Origin of the sequence: Prevotella herbatica, from assembly GCF_017347605.1 — a bacterium.
Taxonomy (GTDB): Bacteria; Bacteroidota; Bacteroidia; order Bacteroidales; family Bacteroidaceae; genus Prevotella; species Prevotella herbatica.
The window spans coordinates 2,122,501-2,146,687 of sequence record NZ_AP024484.1; the positions used below are offsets into that span (position 1 = coordinate 2,122,501).

Sequence of the window (24,187 nt, forward strand, 5' to 3'; positions counted from 1 at the left end):
AGCACAGATATTTAGAAATGTTGACTTGAAAGGAAGAAACTATGCTGACAGTCTCAGAGATGCAACACGTAGAGCGGCAATAATGAAAGGCTCAGGTAGGTTTGTTAGAATTTCTATTGATGATCGCACACATGATTATATTGATGTTTGCTATGACGATTCTGTTATTCTGAAAAGGCTTGCTTATTATCCTTATGTCCAATTGGGCGTAGTCTTTATATTTGTTGCAATAGTGATATTTGCTTTGTTAGCTTCAAAAAAGGCTGAACATAACATGATTTGGGTTGGACTGAGTAAGGAAACGGCTCATCAGCTTGGTACTCCAATATCTAGTCTTCTTGCATGGATTGAGATTTTTAAAGAAGACTATCCCAAAGAGCCTTTGGTGCCTGAGATGGAAAAAGATGTGAAACGCTTGCAGATTATAGCTGAAAGATTTTCAAAAATAGGTTCTTTACCAGCTTTATGTTCTGTAAACTTGATAGATGTACTTAATCATGTTATTGATTATATGGAAAAACGGATTCCTAGCAGTATCAATCTGATAAGGGATTTGCCAGATCATGACGTTGTTATTATGCTTAATACGTCTCTATTTGAATGGGTTGTGGAAAATCTGTTTAAAAATGCTATTGACTCATTGAGTGGGATAAAAGGGACAATAACAGTAAAGGTAACAGAATTTACAGATATAGTGTCAATAGAAATATCAGATACCGGTAAGGGCATAAAGTCTAAAGATATTAGTAATGTGTTTTGTCCAGGATTCACAACAAAGAAAAGAGGGTGGGGGCTCGGTTTGTCATTAGCAAAAAGAATAGTAGAAGACTACCATAAAGGCAAAATATTTGTTAAGTATTCAGATGTGGGAAAAGGAACCGTGTTTTGTATAGAACTCCCTAATAACCCAAAGCTAATAAGTTTATCATCAGCGGATTAGTAAAAAACTAATTTTTTTGCCTTTTAATTGTTATATATCAGAAAATATTCGTAACTTTGCAACCCGTATGGTAAATTTAGAATCCTTAAAAATTGACCTAAAGAGCTTGGAACAGGGCGCGACGCCTTTTGAGTTTGAGCTTGATGATGCGTTTTTTGAGTCTTTAGAGACGACGGAAGTGCAACGGGGCAATTTGCATGTTAGTTTGTTGGTTAACAGAACTAATGACTATTATGACTTGAATTTCCATATTGAAGGTTCGGTGATGGTTCCTTGTGATTTATGTCTTGATGACATGGAGCAGAAGATTGATACCGATAATCGCCTTGCTGCTAAATTTGGAGAAAACTACTCAGAAGATGATGACCTTGTGACGGTAGTCGAGGACGAAGGAATACTTGATGTCGCATGGTTCATTTATGAATTTACTGAACTTAATATTCCCATCAAGCACGTGCATGCACCTGGAAAATGCAACCCGGCTATGATAAAGAAGCTCCAAGAGCATTCTGCTACCCGAAGTAGTGGGGAAGAAATTGAGAATGATGTAGATCCACGTTGGGCAGCGCTTTCTAATTTAAAAATTGAAGATTAAAATTAAAATTAAAAGATTTAAAAATTATGGCACATCCTAAAAGAAGACAGTCAAAGACTCGTACACTTAAGAGAAGAACTCATGATAAGGCAGTAGCTCCTACATTGGCAGTATGCCCAAATTGTGGCGCTTACTATGTTTATCACACAGTATGTCCAACTTGCGGTTATTATAGAGGCAAGGTTGCTGTTGTTAAGGAAGTAGCAGAATAATGGGCAAAATCAACGCGATAATCACCGGGGTTGGTGGCTATGTGCCAGACTATGTCCTCAATAATGAGGAGTTGTCGCGTATGGTAGATACAACTGATGAGTGGATCACCACTCGCGTGGGCATCAAAGAACGCCGAATACTCACTGAAGAAGGACTTGGTACCAGTTATCTGGCACGTAAGGCTGCAAAACAGCTGATTCAGAAAACAGGAGTAGATCCAGATTCTATTGACGCACTCATCGTTACCACTACTACCCCAGATTATAAATTTCCATCTACAGCCTCAATCGTATTGGGAAAGCTAGGCTTGAAAAATGCATTTGCATTTGACTTCGAGGCTGCTTGCTGTGGATTCCTTTATTCACTTGACGTCGCAGCTGCGATGATACAGAGTGGTCGATATAAGAAGATAATCGTTATCGGTGCAGATAAGATGTCTTCATTAGTTGACTATACTGATCGTCAGACTTGTGTTTTGTTTGGTGATGGTGCGGGAGCCGTATTGGTGGAAGCAAGTGATGATGATGGTTACGGTGTGCAGAATTCATACCTTCGTACAGATGGTCAGGGACTTCCTTTCCTACACATGAAGGCTGGTGGTTCTGTTTGTCCTCCTTCTCATTTTACTGTAGATCATCGTTTGCATTATCTTTATCAGGAAGGTCGTACGGTATTCCGTTATGCTGTTACTGATATGAGTGACGACGTTACTAAGATAATGGAAAAGAATAATTTGAAGGCTGAAGATGTTGATTGGGTTGTTCCTCACGAGGCAAATCTAAGAATCATTGAAGCTGTAACAAAGCGAGCTGGAATTCCTATGGAGAAAGTCGTTGTGAATATTGAGCATTATGGTAATACCAGTGCGGCAACAATTCCTTTGGCACTTTGGGATCATGAAAGCAACCTTAAGAGAGGTGATAATGTCATCTTTACGGCATTTGGAGCCGGTTTCGTTCATGGTGCATCTTATTATAAGTGGGCTTATGACGGTGGAACCTCTTCAGCGTCAACGAAATAACGACTTTAAGTCAAAATGATAATGAAACGCATCCTTCTCATTTTTAGAAAGAATGCGTTTCTTTTGTTTGTTATAAACAGTAAATAGTATGCATAAGGCAGGTTTTGTAAATATAGTGGGAAATCCAAACGTTGGTAAGAGTACTCTGATGAACCAACTTGTAGGCGAACGCATAAGTATCGCTACATTTAAAGCGCAGACTACTCGTCATCGTATCATGGGTATCGTTAATTCTGACGATTGCCAGATCGTCTTTTCTGATACACCTGGAGTCTTGAAACCAAACTACAAGATGCAGGAAATGATGTTGGCTTTCTCGGAGTCAGCTCTTAATGATGCTGATATCTTGCTTTATGTAACCGATGTGGTTGAAACCCCTGAGAAAAACCTTGACTTTCTAGAAAAGGTAAAGAAAATGTCTATTCCTGTATTACTGCTGATAAACAAGATAGACGAGAGTGACCAAAAAAAACTTGGTGACTTGGTAGAGAACTGGCATGCTCTACTTCCAAATGCTGAAATATTGCCTCTTTCTGCAAAGAATAAGTTTGGTGTAGATATTTTGCTAAAACGTATACAGGAATTACTCCCAGAATCTCCTGCTTATTTTGATAAGGAGCAGTTGACAGATAAACCGGCTAAATTCTTTGTAAGTGAAATCATCCGCGAGAAAATTCTTCTTTATTATGATAAGGAAATTCCTTATAGTGTGGAAGTCAGAGTTGAACAATTCAAGGAAGATGAACGTAAAATACATATAAATGCAGTGATATATGTAGAGAGAGATAGTCAAAAAGGTATAATTATTGGTCATCAAGGAGTTGCGTTGAAAAAGGTAAATACAGAATCACGCAAGGCTTTGGAGAGATTCTTTGATAAGACAATTTATCTTGAGACTTTTGTTAAGGTTGACAAGGACTGGCGATCATCGCAGAGGGAACTTGAAAGCTTTGGATATAACCCAGAATAATCATAATAGGCTCACTTGTGAGCTGATTAATAATATTACTTTTGGCTCTGAATGGAATGAGAGCAAACTCTCCTTTAGGAGGGCCGAAGAATGTATAACTTCAGAAATAAAACAAATTTATGGCAAATTTAGTTGCAATTGTAGGACGCCCGAATGTGGGAAAGTCTACGCTTTTTAATCGTTTGACACAATCACGCCGTGCTATCGTAAGTGATACCGCAGGTACCACAAGAGACCGTCAATATGGTAAATGCTCTTGGGGCTCAAAAGAATTTTCAGTAGTAGATACTGGTGGTTGGGTCGTAAATTCAGATGATATCTTTGAGGATGCTATTCGTCGCCAGGTTTTATTAGCTACTGAAGAGGCAGACCTTGTCTTGTTCATGGTTGATGTAACAACAGGTGTGACAGACTGGGATGAGGATGTTGCGACAATATTGCGTCGTGCAAAACTTCCTGTAATCCTTGTTGCTAATAAAGTTGACAATAGCGGAGAATACTATGAAGCTGCTGAATTCTATAAATTGGGATTGGGTGAACCTCAGTGTATCAGTGCTGCAACTGGTGGTGGATCAGGTGACTTGTTGGATTTGGTTATTGACAAACTGCCTCAGGAAAATCCTGAGATTGTCGAGGATGATATTCCTCGTTTCGCTGTAGTCGGCAGACCAAATGCAGGAAAAAGTAGTATCGTAAATGCTTTCATAGGTGAGGATAGAAATATCGTAACAGAAATAGCTGGTACTACAAGAGATAGTATTTATACACGTTATGACAAGTTTGGCTTTGATTTCTATCTTGTAGACACCGCTGGTATCCGTAAGAAAAACAAAGTTAGTGAGGACTTGGAATTTTATAGCGTCATGCGTTCTATCCGTTCTATAGAAAACAGTGATGTCTGCATACTTATGATAGACGCAACTCGTGGTATAGAAGCTCAGGATATGAACATATTCCAACTTATTCAGAAAAATAACAAGAGTCTTGTTTTAGTTGTAAACAAATGGGACCTTGTAGAGGATAAGAGTCAAAAGGTGATTGATACTTTTGAGGCAGCGATACGTAGTCGTATGGCTCCATTTATTGACTTCCCAATAATATTTGTTTCAGCAATAACAAAACAGAGAATATTTAAAGTTTTGGAGACTGCTAAGGAAGTATATCTTAACCGCAAAGCACATGTTGGAACTTCTAAGCTCAATGAGGTAATGTTGCCAATCATAGAGGCAAATCCTCCTCAGAGTCTAAAGGGCAAGTATATAAAGATAAAATATTGTACACAGTTGCCAAATACTCAGATTCCTTCATTCGTGTTCTATGCTAACCTTCCTCAGTATGTAAAGGAAAATTATCGTCGTTTCCTTGAAAATAAAATACGTGAGACTTGGAGTATGCACGGATGTCCAATAAATATTTTTATCAGACAAAAATAAAAAAGAATCACCCTCATCTTTTATGATGAGGGGTATTTTTATATTATGAAAAAGATATTCTATATATTACTGCTTGTCGCAGTTTTATTCTCATGTGGTTCACAGAAGAAAGATCCTAGTGAGATTGTTGGGAAAACCGCTAAGATATATTATGACTACTTGTTGAATGGTGATTATGACGCTTTTGTTGACGGAATGAATCAACCTGATCGTATACCTGATAATTATCGAGAGCAGTTGGTTGCAAATGCTAAGATGTTTGTTGGACAGCAGCAAGAAGACCATAAAGGAATCAAGAAAATAGCAGTGTCTGACGCAAAAGTTGATACTATACATAATACCGGAGATGCATATCTTTTGCTTACTTATGGTGACAAGACAACTGAACAAGTAGCCGTACCAATGGTTAAGCGCAAGGGCATTTGGTATATGCGATAAAGACTTATTATTTTCCTTCAGCCATTTCTGCCTTCTTTACCTTTCTAAATAGGTCACTGGCGAAGACAAGGTCGTTGAGCTTTTCATTTGTATTGCTCATGATGTCGTCTTTAGTGCCTTGCCATTCCTTATTACCTTTATAGATAAACAATATGTTTTCACCAATGGCCATAACTGAATTCATGTCATGGGTATTGATGATAGTTGTCATACTGTATTCTTTTGTTATTCCTGATAACAATTCATCAATAACAAGAGATGTCTTAGGATCAAGTCCGGAATTAGGTTCGTCGCAGAAAAGATATTTTGGATTCAAGACAATAGCTCTTGCTATTGCAACACGCTTCTGCATACCTCCTGATAATTCTCCAGGGAATTTTTGCTGTGCATCAATAAGGTTTACTCTGTCTAGGCACTCCTGTGCTCTTTTTACACGTTCCTTATAATTCATACTAGAAAACATGTCTAATGGGAACATCACGTTTTCCAATACGGTGAGAGAATCGAAGAGAGCTGCACTTTGGAAAATCATTCCCATTTCGCGTCTCATCATGACTTTCTCATTTTTACTCATTGTTATGAAATCGCGATTGTCGTATAGCACTTTACCGCTAGTTGGATTTAGCAATCCTACTAAGTTCTTCATTAAAACTGTTTTTCCGCTACCGCTCTGTCCGATAATTAGGTTGGTCTTTCCGTTATCGAATACTGCATTAATGTCGTTTAGAACAGACTTGTCTTCAAAAGACTTATATAAATGTTGTACTTCAATCATGATAATAACTGTGTGAGGAATACATCGGAAAATAAAATAAGAACACTGCTACTAACAACAGCGTCGGTGCTGGCTTTTCCAACATCAATGGATCCTCCTTTAACGGTATATCCAAAGAATGATGAGACACTAGCTATGATGTATGCAAAAAACATACTTTTAATGATGCTCATCCACATGAACCATGGATTAAAAGCATGCTGTATTCCAAGTGTCAGGTCATCAGGAGAAAGCATGTGACCGAGGTATGCTGTGCCATAAGCTCCAACAATGCCCATGGCAGAGCTAAAAATAACAAGAAATGGCATGATCGTCATCAATCCCATAATTTTTGGAAGAATAAGATAGCTTGCCGAGTTAACTCCCATTATATCAAGTGCGTCAATCTGTTGTGTGACACGCATTGTCCCTAATTCAGAAGCAATGTTAGAACCAACTTTTCCTGCAAGGATAAGGCACATGATGCTACTCGAAAATTCAAGAAGCATAATCTCGCGAGTGGTATATCCTGATACCCAGCGTGGCATCCATGGACTTTGGATATTTACTTTCATCTGTATACATATAACTGCACCGATGAAAAAAGATATAAGCAAAACAATACCAATAGAATTGACTCCAAGTTGGGACATCTCTTTTATGTACTGCTTGAAAAACATTCTCATTCTTTCTGGACGAGATAAAGAATGCCCAATAAGAATAAGGTAGTCACCAAATGTCGTGAGATATTTATATAATAATTTAATTATAAACATGTTATTATCCTTTGTTGTTTGTTGCAAAAGTAACCAAATTTCTCTAAAAAACTGCAATATTGAGAATAGTTTTTGTTTTTTTATTTTGTATTCATGGTGATTTAAATTAACTTTGCATCCAAATTCATGGATTTATGGACGAAACAAAGCTTACGACCCTTCGTACGGAAGGACTTGTGAAGCGTTATGGCAAGCGTACAGTTGCTAATGGCGTGAGCATAAATGTGAAACAAGGTGAGATAGTCGGACTTCTTGGACCTAACGGTGCGGGTAAGACTACTTCTTTCTATATGACGACTGGTCTGGTTGTTCCAAATGAGGGACATGTGTATATGGATGATACTGAGATTACGGATTATCCTGTGTATAAACGTGCCCGAGCTGGTATTGGTTATCTTCCACAGGAGGCCAGTGTGTTCAGAAAAATGAGTGTTGAAGACAATATTATGTCGGTGTTGGAAATGACTAAGCTGTCTCATGAACAACAACTAGAAAAACTTGAAAGTCTAATAAGAGAATTTCGTCTGACAAAGGTTCGTAAAAATAAAGGTGATCAGCTTTCTGGTGGAGAACGTCGTCGTACGGAAATAGCGCGCTGTCTTGCAATAAATCCTAAGTTTATTATGCTTGATGAGCCTTTTGCCGGTGTCGACCCAATTGCCGTAGAGGATATACAACATATTGTGTGGCGCTTGAAATATCGCAATATCGGAATTCTTATTACCGATCATAATGTGCAAGAAACTTTGTCTATCACCGATAGAGCTTATTTGCTTTTCGAAGGTAGAATACTTTTTCATGGTTCTTCAGAGGAATTGGCTGCGAATCCAATAGTAAGAAAAAATTATCTTAGTGAGAATTTCGTATATCGCAGATTTAAGCCTAATGAAGAGGACGAGGCTTTGGAAGAGCAAATAGAAGAAGAAAATGATTTGAAATCACATACTGATTAAAATTGAATGTATTCTGGGTAAGAAGAATGTATCGTGTAGGTATGGTTAAAAAAACAAATTTTTCTTTTATATATTAGGTATATTCGCTAATTATCAGTAATTTTGCGGTCCGAAAATTGCCAAACAATAAAAAAATAATAATATAACAAAAACATCAGAAGATGAATATTTCATTTGAAAATCCTGACAAGATCAATGGTCTGTTGACTATTACTGTCGAAGAAGCTGATTACAAAGAGAATGTCGAGAAAGCATTAAAAGATTATCGTAAGAAGGCTAATTACCCTGGTTTCCGTCCTGGTATGGTTCCTATGGGTCTCGTAAAGAAACAGTTTGGCACATCTGCAAAGATGGATGCTATCAACAAACTTATTGGTGAGCAGATTTACAAGTATGTAAACGATAACAAAATTCAAATGCTTGGTGAGCCACTTCCTTCAGAGAAGCAGGAACCACAGGATTTGGAAAAAGGCACTAATTTCACTTTCGTTTTTGATATAGCTGTTGCTCCTGAATTTAAGATGGTTCTTGATGGTCATAACAAACTTGACCATTATACAATTACTGTTGATGATGCACTTATCGACCGCCAGGTTGACATGTTTGCTTCACGCGCTGGCAGTTACGATAAGGTTGAAGCATTCGAAGGCAATGATATGCTTAAGGGTGATATCCGCGAACTTGATGAGAACGGTAATACAAAAGAAGGTGGCATAACTGTAGAGAGTGCTGTCTTAATGCCTGAATATATTAAGGTTGACGATCAGAAGAAACTGTTTGAAGGTGCTAAACTTGGTGATGTAATAACATTCAATCCAAAGAAGGCTTACCCTGAGAATGATACAGAAATATCTTCATTGTTGAAGATTGAGCGTGAAGCTGCAAAGGAACTTACTGCTGATTTCAGTTATCAGATTACAGAGATCCAGCGCTTTAAGAAGCATGAGGTAAACCAGGAACTTTTTGATCAGTTGTTCGGTAATGATACTGTAAAGAACGAAGAGGAATTCCGCAACAAGATTGCTGAAGGACTTAAGGAACAGCTTGCTGTTGATGCTGATTATAAGTTTATTCTTGATGTTCGTGCTTATTGCGAGAAGAAGGTTGGTAAACTTGAATACCCAGATGCTTTGCTTAAGCGCATCATGTTGAATAACAATAGTGATAAGGGTGAAGAGTTTGTTGAAAAGAACTACGAACAAAGCATCACTGAACTTACATGGCACATGATTAAGGAACAGTTGGTTGCAGCTCGTGATATCAAGGTTGATGATGCAGACATATTGGATGCAGCAAAGGAAACAGCTCGCACGCAGTTCGCTCAGTATGGCATGAATAATGTTCCTGATGAGTATGTTGAGAACTACGCTAAGGAAATCCTTAAGAAGAAAGAAAATGTTGACGGAATTGTTGATCGCGCAGTAGATCGCAAGCTTGTTGTTGCATTGAAAGATTCAGTAAAACTTAACGAAAAGGAAATAAGCCTTGACGACTTCAATAAAATGATGCAAGAATAATAGTTTTTTGAAAAAAAAACTTCTTTTATAAAGAGGTTATCGTCTTTTTTTATTATCTTTGTCTATGTAAAGATCGTCTAACGTTCATCGTTGGCATCATATTTGCAAGATAGATATAACAAAAGGGCGATAGCCTCTCTTTTTTTATCTTTAAATGAACGATATTTTATATTATGAATGATTTTAGAAAATATGCTACTAAGCATTTAGGCATGAATGGTATGGCACTTGATGACGTGATGAAAGCACAGTCTCAGTATCTGAATCCATACATTCTTGAGGAACGTCAGTTGAATGTTACCCAGATGGATGTGTTCTCACGCCTTATGATGGATCGTATAATCTTCCTAGGAACAGAGATTGATGATTATACTGCCAATACTCTACAGGCACAACTCCTTTATTTGGATTCTGTAGATAGTGGTAAGGATATATCTATTTATATTAATAGCCCTGGTGGTAGTGTGACTGCTGGACTTGGTATTTATGATACAATGCAGTTTATTAGCAGTGATGTTGCTACTATATGTACAGGTATGGCAGCATCTATGGCTGCAGTTTTGCTGGTCTCTGGTCAAGAAGGAAAGCGCTCTGCACTTACTCATAGTCGCGTGATGATTCATCAGCCGTTGGGTGGTGTGCAAGGTCAGGCTTCTGATATTGAAATAGAGGCTAAGGAAATACAAAAATTTAAGAAAGAACTTTATACAATAATATCAAATCATTCTCATACTCCTTTTGATAAGGTATGGCAGGATAGTGACAGAAACTATTGGATGAATGCCGATGAAGCTAAAGAATATGGTATGATTGATGATGTATTGATACGTAAGAAATAATATGACAAAAAAGGTATGTAGTTTCTGCGGAAGGGGCGAGAACGAAGTTAAGCTGCTTATAACTGGGCTAAATGGTTATATCTGCGAGAATTGCGCGCATCAGGCTTATGAAATAGTACAAAGTGCGGGCTTGGCAGACGAAGAACAGCATAATGGAGGAAAAGAAAACTCTTTCAAGATTAATAAGGTTCCTAAACCGAAAGATATAAAAAAATATCTTGACGAGTATATTATCGGACAGGACGAGGCTAAGCGTTTCCTTTCTGTTTCCGTATATAACCATTACAAGCGTCTGCAACAACCTGTAGATGATAATGGTGTGGAAATTGAAAAGAGCAACATAATAATGGTTGGAAGTACTGGAACTGGTAAGACTCTTTTGGCACGTACCATTGCGAAGATGCTTGATGTACCTTTCACCATTGTAGATGCTACCGTTTTTACAGAAGCAGGATATGTTGGTGAGGATGTCGAAAGTATTTTAAGTCGTCTGCTACAAGTTGCTGATTATAATGTAGCGGCAACAGAACGTGGAATAGTATTTATTGATGAGATAGATAAGATCGCACGCAAAAGCGATAATCCTTCAATAACTCGTGACGTTAGTGGTGAGGGTGTTCAACAAGGATTGTTGAAACTTTTAGAAGGCACTATGGTTAATGTTCCACCAAAGGGAGGTCGCAAACACCCTGATCAAGATTATATCCATGTGGATACAAAGAATATTCTGTTTATTTGCGGTGGAGCTTTCGACGGTATAGAACGTAAAATCGCACAAAGGATGAATGCTCATGTCGTGGGATATAATTCTGTGCAGAATGTTAGTAAAATAGATAAGGCTGATCTTATGAAGTATGTACAGCCTATGGACTTGAAGTCGTTTGGACTTATCCCTGAGATAATAGGTCGTCTTCCTGTTCTTACCTATCTTAATCCGCTTGATCATGATGCACTTCGACGCATACTAGTAGAGCCCAAGAATTCTATTATCAAACAGTATGAAAAACTATTTGATATGGATGGAATAAAACTAGAATTTAATGAAGATACATTGAATTTCATCGTTGAAAAAGCTGTGGAATATAAGTTGGGTGCCCGCGGCTTGAGATCTATCGTTGAATCTATAATGATGGATGCGATGTTTGAAATCCCTTCAAAGCGAACAAAGAGCTTTACAGTCACTTTGGACTATGCTAAGGCTCAACTTGATAAGTCTCATTTGCAGAAATTAGAAACTGCATAATATATAAAAAATATATTGCAGCTGGTAATAGACATTGCCAGCTGCAATTAAATGAAAGACAAAATCTAATATAATGGATTAAGAAACTACTTGTTATATGACAAAGGAAGTTAATCTTACACAGCAACTCAAACATTATTTCGGCTTTGACAAGTTCAAAGGCGACCAGGAAGCTATTATCAATAATCTGTTGGATGGTAATGACACGTTTGTGCTTATGCCTACTGGCGGAGGTAAAAGTTTATGTTATCAATTACCTTCTTTGATAATGGAAGGTACGGCTATCGTTATTTCTCCTCTTATAGCGTTGATGAAAAATCAAGTTGATGTTATCAATGGTATGAGTGAGGAATCAGGAGTCGCACATTATTTGAACTCATCACTAAATAAAGCATCTATACAACAGGTTATGGATGATGTAAAAAGTGGTGTTACGAAGTTGCTTTATGTAGCCCCGGAATCTCTTAACAAGGAAGAAAATGTTGAGTTTCTTAAATCAGTGAAGATATCATTTTATGCTATTGATGAGGCGCATTGTATTTCTGAGTGGGGACACGATTTCCGCCCAGAGTACAGAAATATCAGACCGACAATAGGTAAGATAGGTAATGCTCCCGTAATAGCGCTTACTGCAACTGCAACAGACAAAGTACGTACCGATATAAAGAAAAACCTTGGCATCTCTGATGCAAAGGAATTCAAAAGTTCTTTTAATAGAGCTAATCTATATTATGAGGTGCGTCCTAAAACACAGGATATTGATAAACAAATTATCAAATTTATCAAACAGCATGAAGGTAAGAGTGGTATCATATATTGTCTTTCTCGAAAAAAGGTTGAAGAACTTTCTGAAGTGCTCAAGACAAATGAAATAAAGGCATCTCCATATCATGCAGGACTTGACAGTTCAACACGCTCACAAACTCAGGATGATTTCCTGATGGAACGTATTGATGTAATTGTCGCTACAATAGCTTTTGGTATGGGCATAGATAAGCCAGATGTGCGCTTCGTAATACATTATGATATACCAAAAAGTCTTGAGGGATATTATCAGGAAACAGGTCGTGCAGGCCGTGATGGAGGGGAAGGTATATGTATAGCTTTCTATGCACAGAAAGACCTTAAAAAATTAGAGAAATTCATGGAGGGTAAACCTGTTGCCGAACAGGATATAGGTAGACAATTACTTCAGGAAACAGCTGCTTATGCGGAATCTTCTGTTTGCCGTCGCAAAATGTTACTTCATTATTTTGGCGAGGAGTATAATAAGGAAAATTGCCACAATTGCGATAATTGTCTTCACCCGAAAGATAAAATAGAAGCCAGTAAGGATTTGTTAGTGGTGTTGAAGTCAATCCTAGCAATAAAAGAAAACTTCCGTCAGGAATATATTATAGATTTTGTCAAAGGACGCGGAACAGATGATATCGTGTCTCATCATCATGATCAATTAGAAGAGTTCGGCTCAGGTGAAGACGAAAATCCAAAATTATGGAATCCTGTCATCCGTCAGGCACTTATAGCAGGCTATCTTAAAAAAGATGTTGAAAACTACGGATTATTAAAGGTTACTGCAGCCGGTAGACGCTTTATAAAAAATCCTGAGAAATTCTTTATTGTAATGGATAATGAATTTAAGGATGATTATGAGGAAGAAAGCGGAGAATCTGTAGCAGCGGCACTTGATCCGGAACTGTTTATAATGTTAAAGAACCTTCGTAAGAGTATGGCTCAGAAACTTAATATTCCAGGGTATGTTATTTTTCAGGACCAGTCTTTGGAGCAAATGGCTACAATGTACCCTATTACGAATGAAGAACTGCAACAGATTCAAGGAGTCGGAGCTGGTAAGGCAAAACGATATGGTAAAGAATTCCTTCAATTGATTAAGCGTCATTGTGACGATAACGGTATTGAGCGTGCAGAGGAACTTCGTGTGCGTACTGTTGCGAAGAAAAGTGTAACGAAAGTAAAGATAATACAGAGCATAGACCGCCAGGTTGCACTAGATGATCTTGCTGATGCCTTAGGTATGGAGCTTCCAGAACTCCTAGATGAAATTGAGGCAATAGTATATAGTGGAACTAAAATAAATATTGATTATTTCATTGAAGATGTTATAGACGATGATCATATAGACGATATCTATGATTATTTCAATGAGAGTGAAACCGATAATCTAGAGGATGCGATAGAAGAGTTGGGCGAAGATTATTCAGAAGATGAAATTCGTCTTGTAAGGATTAAATTTTTATCTGAAATGGCAAACTAAACTGACGTTAAATAGCATTAATTCAATAATAAAATGGTGAACGTATAGTACCCATGTGGAAAATTATTACTATATTTGCACGCAATAAATTTTTAAAGTTACAATATGTCATCATTTGTTGCAGATAAAATTGTAATGGACGGCCTTACTTTTGACGACGTCCTTCTAATCCCTGCTTACTCAGAGGTACTACCTAAAGAGGTAGAGTTAAAAACCAAGTTCACACGTAACATCAGTTTGAATGTTCCATTTGTGACCGCAGCTATGGATACTGTTACCGAAGCTTCAATGGCAATAGCTATTGCTCGTGAAGGAGGTATAGGTGTTATTCATAAGAACATGACAATTGAAGACCAAGCACGTCAGGTCGCAATTGTCAAGCGTGCCGAGAATGGAATGATTTATGCTCCTGTCACGATTCGTCGTGGTAGTACAGTGAAAGATGCACTTGATATGATGCATGATTATCATATTGGAGGTATTCCAGTTGTTGATGAAGATAATCATCTTGTTGGCATCGTTACAAATCGTGATTTGCGTTTTGAGCGTCACATGGATAAGTTGATTGATGACGTTATGACAAAAGAAAATCTTGTAACAACACATTTGCAGACTGACCTTGTTGCTGCTGCACAGATATTACAAGAGCATAAAATAGAAAAACTTCCTGTTGTAGACAACGAGAATCATCTTGTTGGTCTTATCACATATAAAGATATTACTAAGGCAAAGGATAAGCCAATGGCTTGTAAGGACGAAAAGGGACGTCTTCGTGTAGCAGCTGGTGTTGGTGTTACTGTTGATACTATGGATCGTGCCAAAGCTTTGGTTGAAGCAGGTGTAGATGCTATTGTTGTTGACACTGCTCATGGACATTCAAAGGGCGTTGTCGAAAAACTAAAGCAGGTTAAGGCTGCTTTCCCTAACGTAGATGTTGTCGTTGGTAATGTTGCAACTGGTGCAGCAGCCAAATATCTTGTTGATAATGGTGCTGATGCAGTTAAGGTTGGCATCGGTCCTGGTTCGATTTGTACAACACGTGTTGTTGCTGGTGTTGGTGTACCACAGCTTAGTGCTGTGTATGACGTTTGTTCAGCACTAAAGGGAACTGGTGTTCCTTTGATTGCAGATGGTGGACTCCGTTATTCTGGTGATATAGTCAAGGCTCTTGCAGCTGGAGGAAGTTGTGTGATGATAGGCTCACTTGTAGCTGGAACTGAAGAAAGTCCAGGTGAAACAATTATCTTTAACGGTCGTAAGTTTAAGAGTTATCGTGGAATGGGTTCTTTGGAAGCCATGGAACAGAAGAACGGTTCTCGTGACCGTTATTTCCAGAATGATATAAAGGAAGCAAATAAACTAGTTCCAGAAGGTATTGCTGGTAGAGTTCCTTACAAGGGAACTGTTCAAGAGGTAATTTACCAACTCATGGGTGGTTTGCGTTCTGGTATGGGTTATTGTGGTGCAAACTCTATTGATACGTTGCATAATGCGAAATTCGCTCGTATTACAAATGCCGGTGTATTAGAGAGTCATCCACATGATATCACTATCACCAGTGAGGCTCCAAACTATTCTCGTCCAGAATAATAATGAGATGTAAAAAAACTATATCAGTGTTAACAGCCATGCTCCTAAACGGGAGCATGGTTTTTGCGCAGTCTGCTGATCCAGTTTTAATGACAATTAATGGTAAGCCTATATTGCGTTCCGAGTTTGAGTATTCTTACAACAAGAATAATTCTAACGGAGTCATTGATAAAAAATCAGTTGATGATTATGTTGACCTTTTCATCAATTATAAGCTTAAGGTTGAGGCTGCCCTTGATGCTCATTTAGATATGATGAAGTCATATCAAAACGAGTTCGCATCTTATAGGGATAAGCAGATTAGACCTTCTGTAATTAGTGATGCTGATATAGAAACTGAAGCATATCATTTATACAATGAAATTCAAAAAAGAGTAGACTCACACGGTGGTATTGTAAAGGTTGCGCATATACTTTTAAGGCTAAATCAACGTGCCCCGCAGGAAAAAGACGTATCAGCAAAATTACGTATAGATTCTATATATAAAGTGTTACTGAATGGGGCTGATTTTGCACAGTTGGCAAAGAAATATTCTGATGATAAAGAATCAGCTGTCAATGGTGGTGAGTTACCATGGATACAATATGGACAAACTTTTCCTGAATTTGAAAAACAGGCTTTTGCTATTAAAAAGGGGCAGATCAGCAAACCATTTATGTCGCCTGTTGGTTACCATATTATATTGAAGAAAGACAGTCGCAACTTTTTCCCTTATGATTCGTTGCGCAATGATATCATAAAGTTTATAGAACAACGGGGCATTCGTGAGAACATGATTAATGCACGTTTGGATTCTATATCAAAATTACAGCATGTAACGGTGTCGGACGTGCTTGAAAAAAAGACACAGGAAATGGAGTCAGAAGACCCTTCTTTGAAATATCTTATTAAAGAGTATCATGACGGACTATTGATGTTTGAAATCAGTAATCGTACTGTTTGGAAGAATGCTGCAACTGATGAAGCTGCATTATCTAAGTATTTCAAGAAGAATAAAAAGAGATATAAATGGGAGCAACCTAGGTTTAAGGGTATTGCTTATCATACAAAATACAAGGATGATTTGAAAGCTGTTAAGAAGATCCTGCGTAAAACGGATTTCTCGGAATGGTCAGATATATTGAAAAGAACATTTAATAAAAATAGTGCCCGAATACTTGTTGACGAGGGTCTGTTTAAAATAGGAGATAATTTGTTGGTCGATAATTTTGTGTTCAAACAGAATAAACCATATAAGCATCTTGTAGATTATCCATACGAAAATGTTTATGGAAAGAAATTGAAGTCTCCTGCAGACTTTTCTGATGTTCGTCAACTGGTGGTCAATGATTATCAGGAATATCTTGAAAAAGGGTGGGTTGAGACTTTACGCAAGAAATATCCTGTTAGCGTTAATCATGCTGTTCTCGCTACGGTTAATAAGCATTAGTCTTTGAATATCTTAATATAATATTGAAATAAAATAGAATTTATGAATAAAGGATATAAAATATTTTCTGGCTTCCTTGGACTACTGCTCCTTATAGGAATGTCAGCTAAAGCTAATAAGATAGATGGTATAATGTCTAATACAGAAGATTCTGTAAAGGTTAAACCATCTGTACAGAAAGCTCCTGAACATAGCGTTATTGACGAAGTTGTTTGGGTTGTAGGTGATGAGCCTATTTTAAAGTCTGATGTAGAGCAGATGCGACTGCAGGGCGAAATGGAGGGCGTTAAGTGGGGAGGTAATCCTGATTGTACGATTCCTGAACAATTGGCAGTGCAGAAGTTGTATCTTCATCAAGCCGAGATTGACTCGTTGCAAGTTACAGAATCAGACATAGCAAGTAGTGTAGACCAACAGATTAATTTCTGGATTAATTCAGCAGGTTCACGTGAGAAGCTTGAAGAGTATCAGGGTAAGACCGTAAACCAGATGCGCTCTGATTTGCATGATGATTTCAAAAATCGTCAGCTGATAGAGAAGATGCGTCACAAACTTGTTGAGAATATATCTGTAACACCGTCTGACGTGCGTAAATATTTTAAGGATTTACCACAAGATAGTATTCCTTTTGTTCCTACCGAGGTGGAAGTAGAAATACTTGTTCGCCAACCACGTATTCCACAGTCTGAAATTAACAGAGTGAAAGACGAACTTCGTAGTTTTACAGACCGTGTTACAAAGGGTGAAACTTCTTTTGCAACTTTAGCACGTTTGTATTCTGAAGATCCTGGCTCTGCAAGACAGGGTGGGGAAATGGACTATACAGGTCGTGGAACCTTGGATCCAGCTTTTGCGAATGTAGCTTTTAATCTTACTGATCCAAAGAAAGTCTCAAAAATTGTAGAGTCTGAGTTTGGTTATCATATAATTCAACTTATTGATAAACGAGGTGATAAGATAAAGGTACGTCATATACTTATTAAGCCAAAAGTTTCTGATACGGAAATCAATCAGGCTATAGGTCGTTTGGATTCAATAAGCAGTGATATCAAGGCTAAAAAATTTACTTTTGAGGAGGCTTGTTCATATCTTTCAGAAGATAAGGATACTCGCAATAATCATGGACTTATGGCATATAGCGATAATCAGACAGGTAAAATAACATCTAAGTTCCAGATGAAGAATCTTGCTACCGAGGTGGCCAGTGTTGTTGATACAATGAAGGTTGACGAGATTTCGGCTCCTTTCAAGATGATTAACTCAAAAGGAAAGACCGTTGTTGCCATCATAAAGCTGAAAAGTAGAATAGAGGGCCATCGTGCAAAGATAACTGAAGATTTCCAGACTATGCAGGATGTTGTAGAGGCAAAGGAGCGTGAGAAGAAACTCCACGATTGGGTTGTTAATAAGATTAAGCAGACATATGTCCGCATGAATCCACGATATAAGGATTGTGATTTTGAATATCAAGGATGGGTTAAATAAATGAAGTTTAGCAATATAATACGATATATCTTCGGGCATAGAATCGTCGTTGCGGCGGTTTTGTGCCTGTTTGGACTTAGCTTATTCCAAACTTTAGGTGCTGCTGGTCGTAAGGTTAGACGCGTGAACATGGATGACAGAGTGTATCTTGTTCATGCAGACATACTTAAATTCGATCAATTTGGTCCTAATCCAGATGCACAAATAGTAAAAGGCCGCGTCCATTTTATCCATAAAGGTGCTAGTCTTTGGTGTGACAGTGCATATTTTTTTCAGGAGTCTAACTCTGTAAAGGCTTTTGGCCATGTACGTTATGTTCAGGGACGTGAATTATCCTTGATTGCGAAACGTGCTTCTTATGATGGTATGCGCCAATTGCTAGAGGCACGAAACGATGTTGTGCTCCATCATGGGAATAAGGTCCTTTATACTGATAGTCTTGATTTTGACCGCTTCAATAATTACGCTTATTTCTTTGAGGGAGGGCGTCTTGTTGATGGAAAAGATCGCTTGTCGTCAGATTGGGGAGATTATAATACACAAACTCGTGAGGCTGTTTTCTGGTATAATGTGAAGATGCATAGTAGCAACCGTATCATCACGACAGATGAATTGCATTATGATACAAAAAAGTCTATTGCACACGTTGTAGGTCCAAGTAGAATTATTCAAAAAGGTAGCGTCATCAACACCACTGATGCGTATTTCAATAGTAAGACTGATAAGGCAGAGATGTATAGTCGCTCAACAGTTACCGATAAGAATAAGGAAATTACAGGAGATAGTCTTTTCTATAGTAAGAAAACTGGACTTGCACGTGGATATGGTAATGTGATATATGTAGACAAAAAAAACAAGAACCAACTTTTAGGGCATCGTCTTATTTATAATGAGAAAACAGGTATTGGATGGGCTACAGGACATGCGTTGGCGAAAGAATACTCACAAAAGGATACTCTTTACATGCATGCCGACTCAATGAAGATTTATACGTTCAATATAAATACGGACTCTGTATATCGCAAGGTGCATTGCTTCAAGCATACAAAGGTATTCCGTAGTGATGTTCAGGCTATATGCGATTCTCTCGTTTACAATTCAAAGGACTCATGTATGACCATGTATAAAGATCCTATTGCGTGGAATGCAGATAGACAGATTCTAGGTGAAATTATAAAGGTATATTTGCAAGATAGTACAGTGCGTGAGACGCATGTAATAGGTCAGGCACTTAGTATAGAGCTAATGCCCGACAAAAAACACTATAATCAACTGTCAAGTAAAGAAATAACGACTTATTTTGTAAAGGGAAATGTGCGTAGAGTAGTCGCTTCTGGAAATGTGAAGACAGTATATTACCCTGTCGATGATAAAGATTCCACGCTCCAAGGGCTTGTCTATACAGAAACGGACACGATGAAACTTTATATATCTCCAGAAAGGAAACTTCAAAAGATATGGACTCCGAAGAATCAAAGTGTTATGTATCCAATGACACAGGTTCCTCCAAATAAATATAAACTTCCTGAATTTGCATGGTTTGATAACTTGCGTCCAACAGGACCTGCTGATGTTTTCTTATGGCGAGGAAAGGGTGACAATAATAAATTGAAACCGCAAGATCGCAAAAAAGCACCCTTACAGAATATTGACAATACAGAGAAATAAGTTCAAAGCTATTATAGCTAAGATATTTCTGCCATATAAGAAATTAAGTGCCAGAGTATAATTAACGTTTTTCTAGTGATAATGCTCACTATATGATTGGTATTTATTCTCATGCAGTATTGGCAAAGAAAACGAAACAGTGGCATCTTATAAATAATGCCACATTCATCTCTTTATGTACTTAGAAAGGATTTTGTAACTATATAGCTAATATTTTAATGTTCGTTTTCCTTCTTGTGCAGTTTTTTCTTGTTTTAATATTTTTACTTTAACGACATTTTATGAGTGACATAATACAGTTATTGCCTGATTCGGTAGCTAATCAAATCGCTGCTGGTGAAGTTATTCAGCGTCCTGCTTCTGTTATTAAGGAGTTGGTTGAAAACGCCGTTGATGCAGGAGCTAAGAATATTAACGTTCTTGTTGTTGATGCAGGAAGAACGTCTATACAGGTTGTTGATGATGGTAAAGGAATGTCTGAAACTGATGCAAGATTGTCTTTTGAACGTCATGCAACATCAAAGATACGTAGTGCAGAGGATTTGTTCTCTCTTCATACTATGGGGTTCCGTGGTGAGGCTTTAGCTTCTATTGCCGCAGTAGCGCAGATAGAATTAAAGACTCGTCAGGCTTCTGATGAAATAGGTACTCTTCTATCAATTTCTGGTAGTAAATTTACTGGTCAGGAACCATGCTCTTGTCCTGTGGGAAGTAATTTCTCGATAGAGAATTTGTTCTATAATGTTCCTGCACGCCGTAAGTTCCTTAAATCAAACTCAACAGAGCTCAATAATATAATAACAGCTTTTGAGCGCATCGCATTGGTTTATCCTGACATATCTTTCACTTTGCATAGTAACGGTACCGAAATGTTTAATCTTAAAGCAGGCGTACTGCGGCAGCGTATTATAGACATTTTTGGCAAACGTCTTAATCAGGATTTGCTTTCAGTAAAAGTCGATACTTCAATGTGTAAAATCTCAGGATATGTTGGTAAGCCAGAGTCATCACGCAAAAAGGGAGCGCACCAGTACTTTTTCGTTAATGGTAGATACATGAAGCATCCTTATTTTAGTAAGGCTGTGATGAATGCTTTTGATCGTCTGGTTCCTATGGGTGAGCAAGTGCCTTATTTTATTTACTTTGATATTAATACAGAGGACATAGATGTAAATATCCATCCTACAAAAACTGAAATTAAGTTTGAGAATGAACAGGCAATATGGCAGATTCTTTCAGCAGCAGTGAAGGAAGCTGTAGGTATGTTTAATGATGTTCCGTCTATAGACTTTGATACTCAGGGACGTCCTGATATACCAGTTTATAATCCAGAAAATAATGTATCAGCTCCTAAAGTTCAATTTAACCCAACATACAATCCTTTTAATACAGGTGCCAGTGCTCAGCCTCAAACAAAGTCTGCTGACAAATGGGAAAGTCTTTACAATGGATTGAAAAATCAGACCAGTCAGGAGACAGAACTGTTTACATCTAAGATGGTGCAACCTGCTCAGGAGGCAGATGATATTCCAATGGAAAATGTTATCGCAGAGAAATCTCCTGCACATTATCAGTACAAGGGTTGTTATATCATGACAGCAGTGAAGTCTGGACTGATGATCGTTGATCAACATCGTGCGCATATGCGAATACTTTATGATAAGTATCTCGAACAAATGAAGAATAGAGACGTTGCTTCACAAAAGGTGTTGTTTCCAGAAAGCATTCATCTTTCAGCAACAGAGGATGTAACTTTGAAAAAGATTGAATCCGAAATGGTTAAACTCGGTTTTGAGATTACAGCTCTTGGTGGTGGTAGTTATGCAATAAATGCAATTCCTGCTGGTATAGAAGGATTAAATGTTGTTGAACTTGTGCACGATATTATTGTGTCGTCACAGGAAAAGGCAGGGGATATAACTGATGAGACAAATAGTGCTTTGGCTTTGACCCTTGCGCGTAATGCTGCAATTCCTTTCGGACAGGTATTGAGTAATGATGAAATGGAGAATATATTCAATAGTCTCTTTGCTTCTTCAAATCCTAACTACACTCCTGACGGCAAAAATATTCTCTGTATATTGAAACAGAATGAGATAGAACATTTGTTAGGATAAAAAGTTTTTTCATTTATTGTAAAACTTTTAATAAAAAAGATATTATTATATAGAATTTGTATTATCTTTGCGATATAAACTTATATTTACAAATAATACGACTTATGAAAAAACTATTAATGACTTTAGCCTTAGTAGGATGCTCTTACGCTTCTTTTGCACAGGACACAGAACCTGTATTGAAGCATAGTGTTTCAACTAATTCTTTTTGGAGTAACTGGTTTGTACAACTAGGTGGTGATTACAACTCTTGGATTTCAAATCAGGAACATGGACTTGGATTGAAAAATGGTGATAGTTATGGCTTGTTTGATAGTGAACGTACAACTTTTGGTGGCGCTATTGCTGTGGGCAAATGGTTTACTCCTAGTATAGGATTGCGTACAAAAGTACAGATGTGGAGAGCTAAGCAGGTTGGTCCTCAGGTTTCTTCAAATAAGTTTGATTATTGGATGCTTAACGAACATATTATGTTTAATTTGAGTAATATGCTTTATGGCTATAATCCTAATCGTGTTTGGAACCTAACTCCGTTTGTGGGTGGTGGTGTTTCACGTAACTGCAATTCCAATTTATATGCAATGCAGCTTAGTGCTGGCATTAACTCATCTTGGAAGATTTGTAATAAACTTAGTGTTTATACAGAACTAGGATATAATAGATTGGAAGCAGATTTTGACGGCGTACAGAATGGTGGTAAAAATAATAGTCGTGGATGGAATGCCAAAGACAATAACCTATATGCTGAAGTTGGTGTAACATTAAACTTAGGTAAAGGTATGTGGAGCAAGTCACTTGACTTAGATGCAATAAATTCAATGTCACAGTCTCAGCTTGACGCTCTCAATGCTCAGTTGGCAGATTTGACAAGTGAAAATGAACAACTTCGTAAGGAGAATGCAAAGAAGGATACTACCACTGTTAAGGTCACAGAAATTAAGAGTGTGAAAGAGTTTGTTACAACTCCGATTTCTATATTCTTCAATATTGGTAAGATAGATATTTCTTCTTTGAAGGATCTTGTAAATGTTCGCGCTCTTGCAAAGTATGCAATAGAGAATAACTCTAATATTCTTGTTACAGGTTATGCTGATTCAGCAACAGGTACACCTGAAATCAATAAGAAGCTTTCCCTTAACCGTGCCAATACTGTTGTTGACCAACTCATACAGATGGGTGTTTCTCGCAGCAATATTAAGACAGCTGTATTTGGTGGGTCTGAAACTCTTAAGCCTATTGAGTTCAACCGTCGTGCAACAGTTCAGATTACAGAATAAATCAATAGTTATAAAATAAAAGGGCTGCAATACCGAATCAACTTCGGTTTGCAGCCCTTTTTTATTTAAAGCCTATTGAAATTTTACATTAAGCACATCCGTATGAGCCTCCGCGAAGGAGTGCTTCTCCATACTGTTTCATGCCGATAATGTACCCTCTAATGATTTTTTTTATCACTTTTCTAATGCTTTCTACAATCTTTTTCATAATTTTTCCTTTCTCTCAATTTAGTGATTATTACTTTCTTTGTCTCTAAAACTCCAAAGGGAAGTTATTTTCCCATTTGGATTTTGTTGTTTACATTTACTGCTTGAGCAACAACGGCGATTACAATCGCCAATACAATCATTAATGTCATCATAATTTTTCCTTTAATAATTTTGTGGGTTAACTTTTTCCCACGTTTGTTATCCTTTTATCCTCTGTAAATCTCTATTTACGATGCAAAGATACTGCCATTATTTTACATTCGATATACAAATATATTCCATTTTTATGAAACATACCAATTTCTTGACATGAGTCAAATAATATATGACATATTGACAAATATTCGTGCGTAGCTAGTAAAACTGCTGATAATCAATAATATAAGTCTAAATTATCCGCAAGGCTAGACTCGTGAAAAAGGCTTCTTGTTTATGAAATAGGT

The 24,187-nt window shown here is 37.5% G+C and carries 20 protein-coding genes (1 of these 20 cut by a window edge); 18 read left to right on the forward strand and 2 right to left on the reverse strand.

Features of this window, described 5'->3' with window-relative positions; translation table 11 throughout:
• From prwr041_RS07820 to prwr041_RS07850, 7 genes are all read left to right on the forward strand, one after another.
• Positions 1-940 carry the 3' portion of a sensor histidine kinase gene (locus prwr041_RS07820; protein WP_207153265.1) on the forward strand. It extends 257 nt beyond the left edge of the window, so only the last 940 of its 1,197 coding nucleotides appear in the window; its start codon lies off the left edge, out of view; it ends in the stop codon at positions 938-940.
• 67 nt (positions 941-1,007) lie between these two features.
• Positions 1,008-1,535, forward strand: a complete 528-nt coding sequence (locus prwr041_RS07825; RefSeq protein WP_207153266.1) for a YceD family protein — start codon at positions 1,008-1,010, stop codon at positions 1,533-1,535.
• A 26-nt stretch (positions 1,536-1,561) separates the two neighbouring features.
• Positions 1,562-1,747, forward strand: a complete 186-nt coding sequence (gene rpmF / locus prwr041_RS07830; protein WP_007135457.1) for a 50S ribosomal protein L32 — start codon at positions 1,562-1,564, stop codon at positions 1,745-1,747.
• Complete coding sequence (locus tag prwr041_RS07835) at positions 1,747-2,769, forward strand: beta-ketoacyl-ACP synthase III (protein WP_207153267.1); 1,023 nt, start codon at positions 1,747-1,749, stop codon at positions 2,767-2,769. Before rpmF ends, prwr041_RS07835 begins: the two co-directional genes overlap by 1 nt.
• An 88-nt stretch (positions 2,770-2,857) precedes the next feature.
• The gene (gene era / locus prwr041_RS07840) at positions 2,858-3,739 is read left to right on the forward strand and encodes a GTPase Era (protein ID WP_207153268.1); all 882 of its coding nucleotides are present in this window, start codon (positions 2,858-2,860) and stop codon (positions 3,737-3,739) included.
• Positions 3,740-3,858: 119 nt separating this feature from the next.
• Positions 3,859-5,172 (forward strand): ribosome biogenesis GTPase Der, encoded by a 1,314-nt coding sequence (der, locus tag prwr041_RS07845; protein WP_018464901.1) that lies wholly within the window; start codon positions 3,859-3,861, stop codon positions 5,170-5,172.
• Between the two features lie 45 nt (positions 5,173-5,217).
• Positions 5,218-5,610: a hypothetical protein gene (locus prwr041_RS07850; protein WP_207153269.1), complete on the forward strand. Its 393-nt coding sequence runs from the start codon at positions 5,218-5,220 to the stop codon at positions 5,608-5,610.
• Positions 5,611-5,617: 7 nt separating this feature from the next.
• Here prwr041_RS07850 and prwr041_RS07855 read toward each other — a convergent pair whose 3' ends face one another.
• Together prwr041_RS07855 and prwr041_RS07860 are read right to left on the reverse strand one after the other, a co-directional pair.
• Positions 5,618-6,385 carry an ABC transporter ATP-binding protein gene (locus prwr041_RS07855; RefSeq protein ID WP_207153270.1) on the reverse strand — a complete coding sequence of 256 codons (768 nt, stop codon included), beginning with the start codon at positions 6,383-6,385 and terminating at the stop codon, positions 5,618-5,620.
• Positions 6,382-7,140: an MlaE family ABC transporter permease gene (locus prwr041_RS07860; protein ID WP_207153271.1), complete on the reverse strand. Its 759-nt coding sequence runs from the start codon at positions 7,138-7,140 to the stop codon at positions 6,382-6,384. Before prwr041_RS07860 ends, prwr041_RS07855 begins: the two co-directional genes overlap by 4 nt.
• 134 nt (positions 7,141-7,274) lie before the next feature.
• Between prwr041_RS07860 and lptB the strand changes: the two genes are divergently transcribed.
• From lptB to prwr041_RS07915, 11 genes are all read left to right on the forward strand, one after another.
• Positions 7,275-8,093 (forward strand): LPS export ABC transporter ATP-binding protein, encoded by an 819-nt coding sequence (lptB, locus tag prwr041_RS07865; RefSeq protein WP_207153272.1) that lies wholly within the window; start codon positions 7,275-7,277, stop codon positions 8,091-8,093.
• Between the two features lie 161 nt (positions 8,094-8,254).
• Positions 8,255-9,610, forward strand: coding sequence for a trigger factor (gene tig, locus prwr041_RS07870; RefSeq protein ID WP_207153273.1), 1,356 nt, complete (start codon positions 8,255-8,257; stop codon positions 9,608-9,610).
• Positions 9,611-9,783: 173 nt separating this feature from the next.
• Positions 9,784-10,449, forward strand: coding sequence for an ATP-dependent Clp endopeptidase proteolytic subunit ClpP (gene clpP / locus prwr041_RS07875; RefSeq protein ID WP_018464895.1), 666 nt, complete (start codon positions 9,784-9,786; stop codon positions 10,447-10,449).
• A gap of 1 nt (position 10,450) precedes the next feature.
• The gene (gene clpX / locus prwr041_RS07880; RefSeq protein ID WP_207153274.1) at positions 10,451-11,692 is read left to right on the forward strand and encodes an ATP-dependent Clp protease ATP-binding subunit ClpX; all 1,242 of its coding nucleotides are present in this window, start codon (positions 10,451-10,453) and stop codon (positions 11,690-11,692) included.
• Between the two features lie 97 nt (positions 11,693-11,789).
• Positions 11,790-13,967 carry a DNA helicase RecQ gene (gene recQ / locus prwr041_RS07885; protein ID WP_207153275.1) on the forward strand — a complete coding sequence of 726 codons (2,178 nt, stop codon included), beginning with the start codon at positions 11,790-11,792 and terminating at the stop codon, positions 13,965-13,967.
• Between the two features lie 105 nt (positions 13,968-14,072).
• On the forward strand, positions 14,073-15,557 hold the full coding sequence (gene guaB, locus prwr041_RS07890; protein ID WP_207153276.1) for an IMP dehydrogenase: 1,485 nt from the start codon (positions 14,073-14,075) through the stop codon (positions 15,555-15,557).
• A 2-nt stretch (positions 15,558-15,559) separates the two neighbouring features.
• The gene (locus tag prwr041_RS07895; protein WP_207153277.1) at positions 15,560-16,987 is read left to right on the forward strand and encodes a peptidylprolyl isomerase; all 1,428 of its coding nucleotides are present in this window, start codon (positions 15,560-15,562) and stop codon (positions 16,985-16,987) included.
• Positions 16,988-17,029: 42 nt separating this feature from the next.
• Entirely contained in the window at positions 17,030-18,472 is a 1,443-nt protein-coding gene (locus tag prwr041_RS07900; protein ID WP_207153278.1) for a peptidylprolyl isomerase, read from the forward strand.
• Positions 18,473-20,140: an OstA-like protein gene (locus tag prwr041_RS07905; RefSeq protein ID WP_207153279.1), complete on the forward strand. Its 1,668-nt coding sequence runs from the start codon at positions 18,473-18,475 to the stop codon at positions 20,138-20,140. It abuts the gene before it with no gap.
• A 281-nt stretch (positions 20,141-20,421) separates the two neighbouring features.
• Positions 20,422-22,257, forward strand: a complete 1,836-nt coding sequence (gene mutL / locus prwr041_RS07910; protein WP_207153280.1) for a DNA mismatch repair endonuclease MutL — start codon at positions 20,422-20,424, stop codon at positions 22,255-22,257.
• Positions 22,258-22,361: 104 nt separating this feature from the next.
• A complete protein-coding gene (locus prwr041_RS07915; protein ID WP_207153281.1) occupies positions 22,362-23,534 on the forward strand; it encodes an OmpA family protein in 1,173 nt (390 codons plus the stop codon).
• The last annotated feature ends 653 nt before the right edge of the window (positions 23,535-24,187 follow it).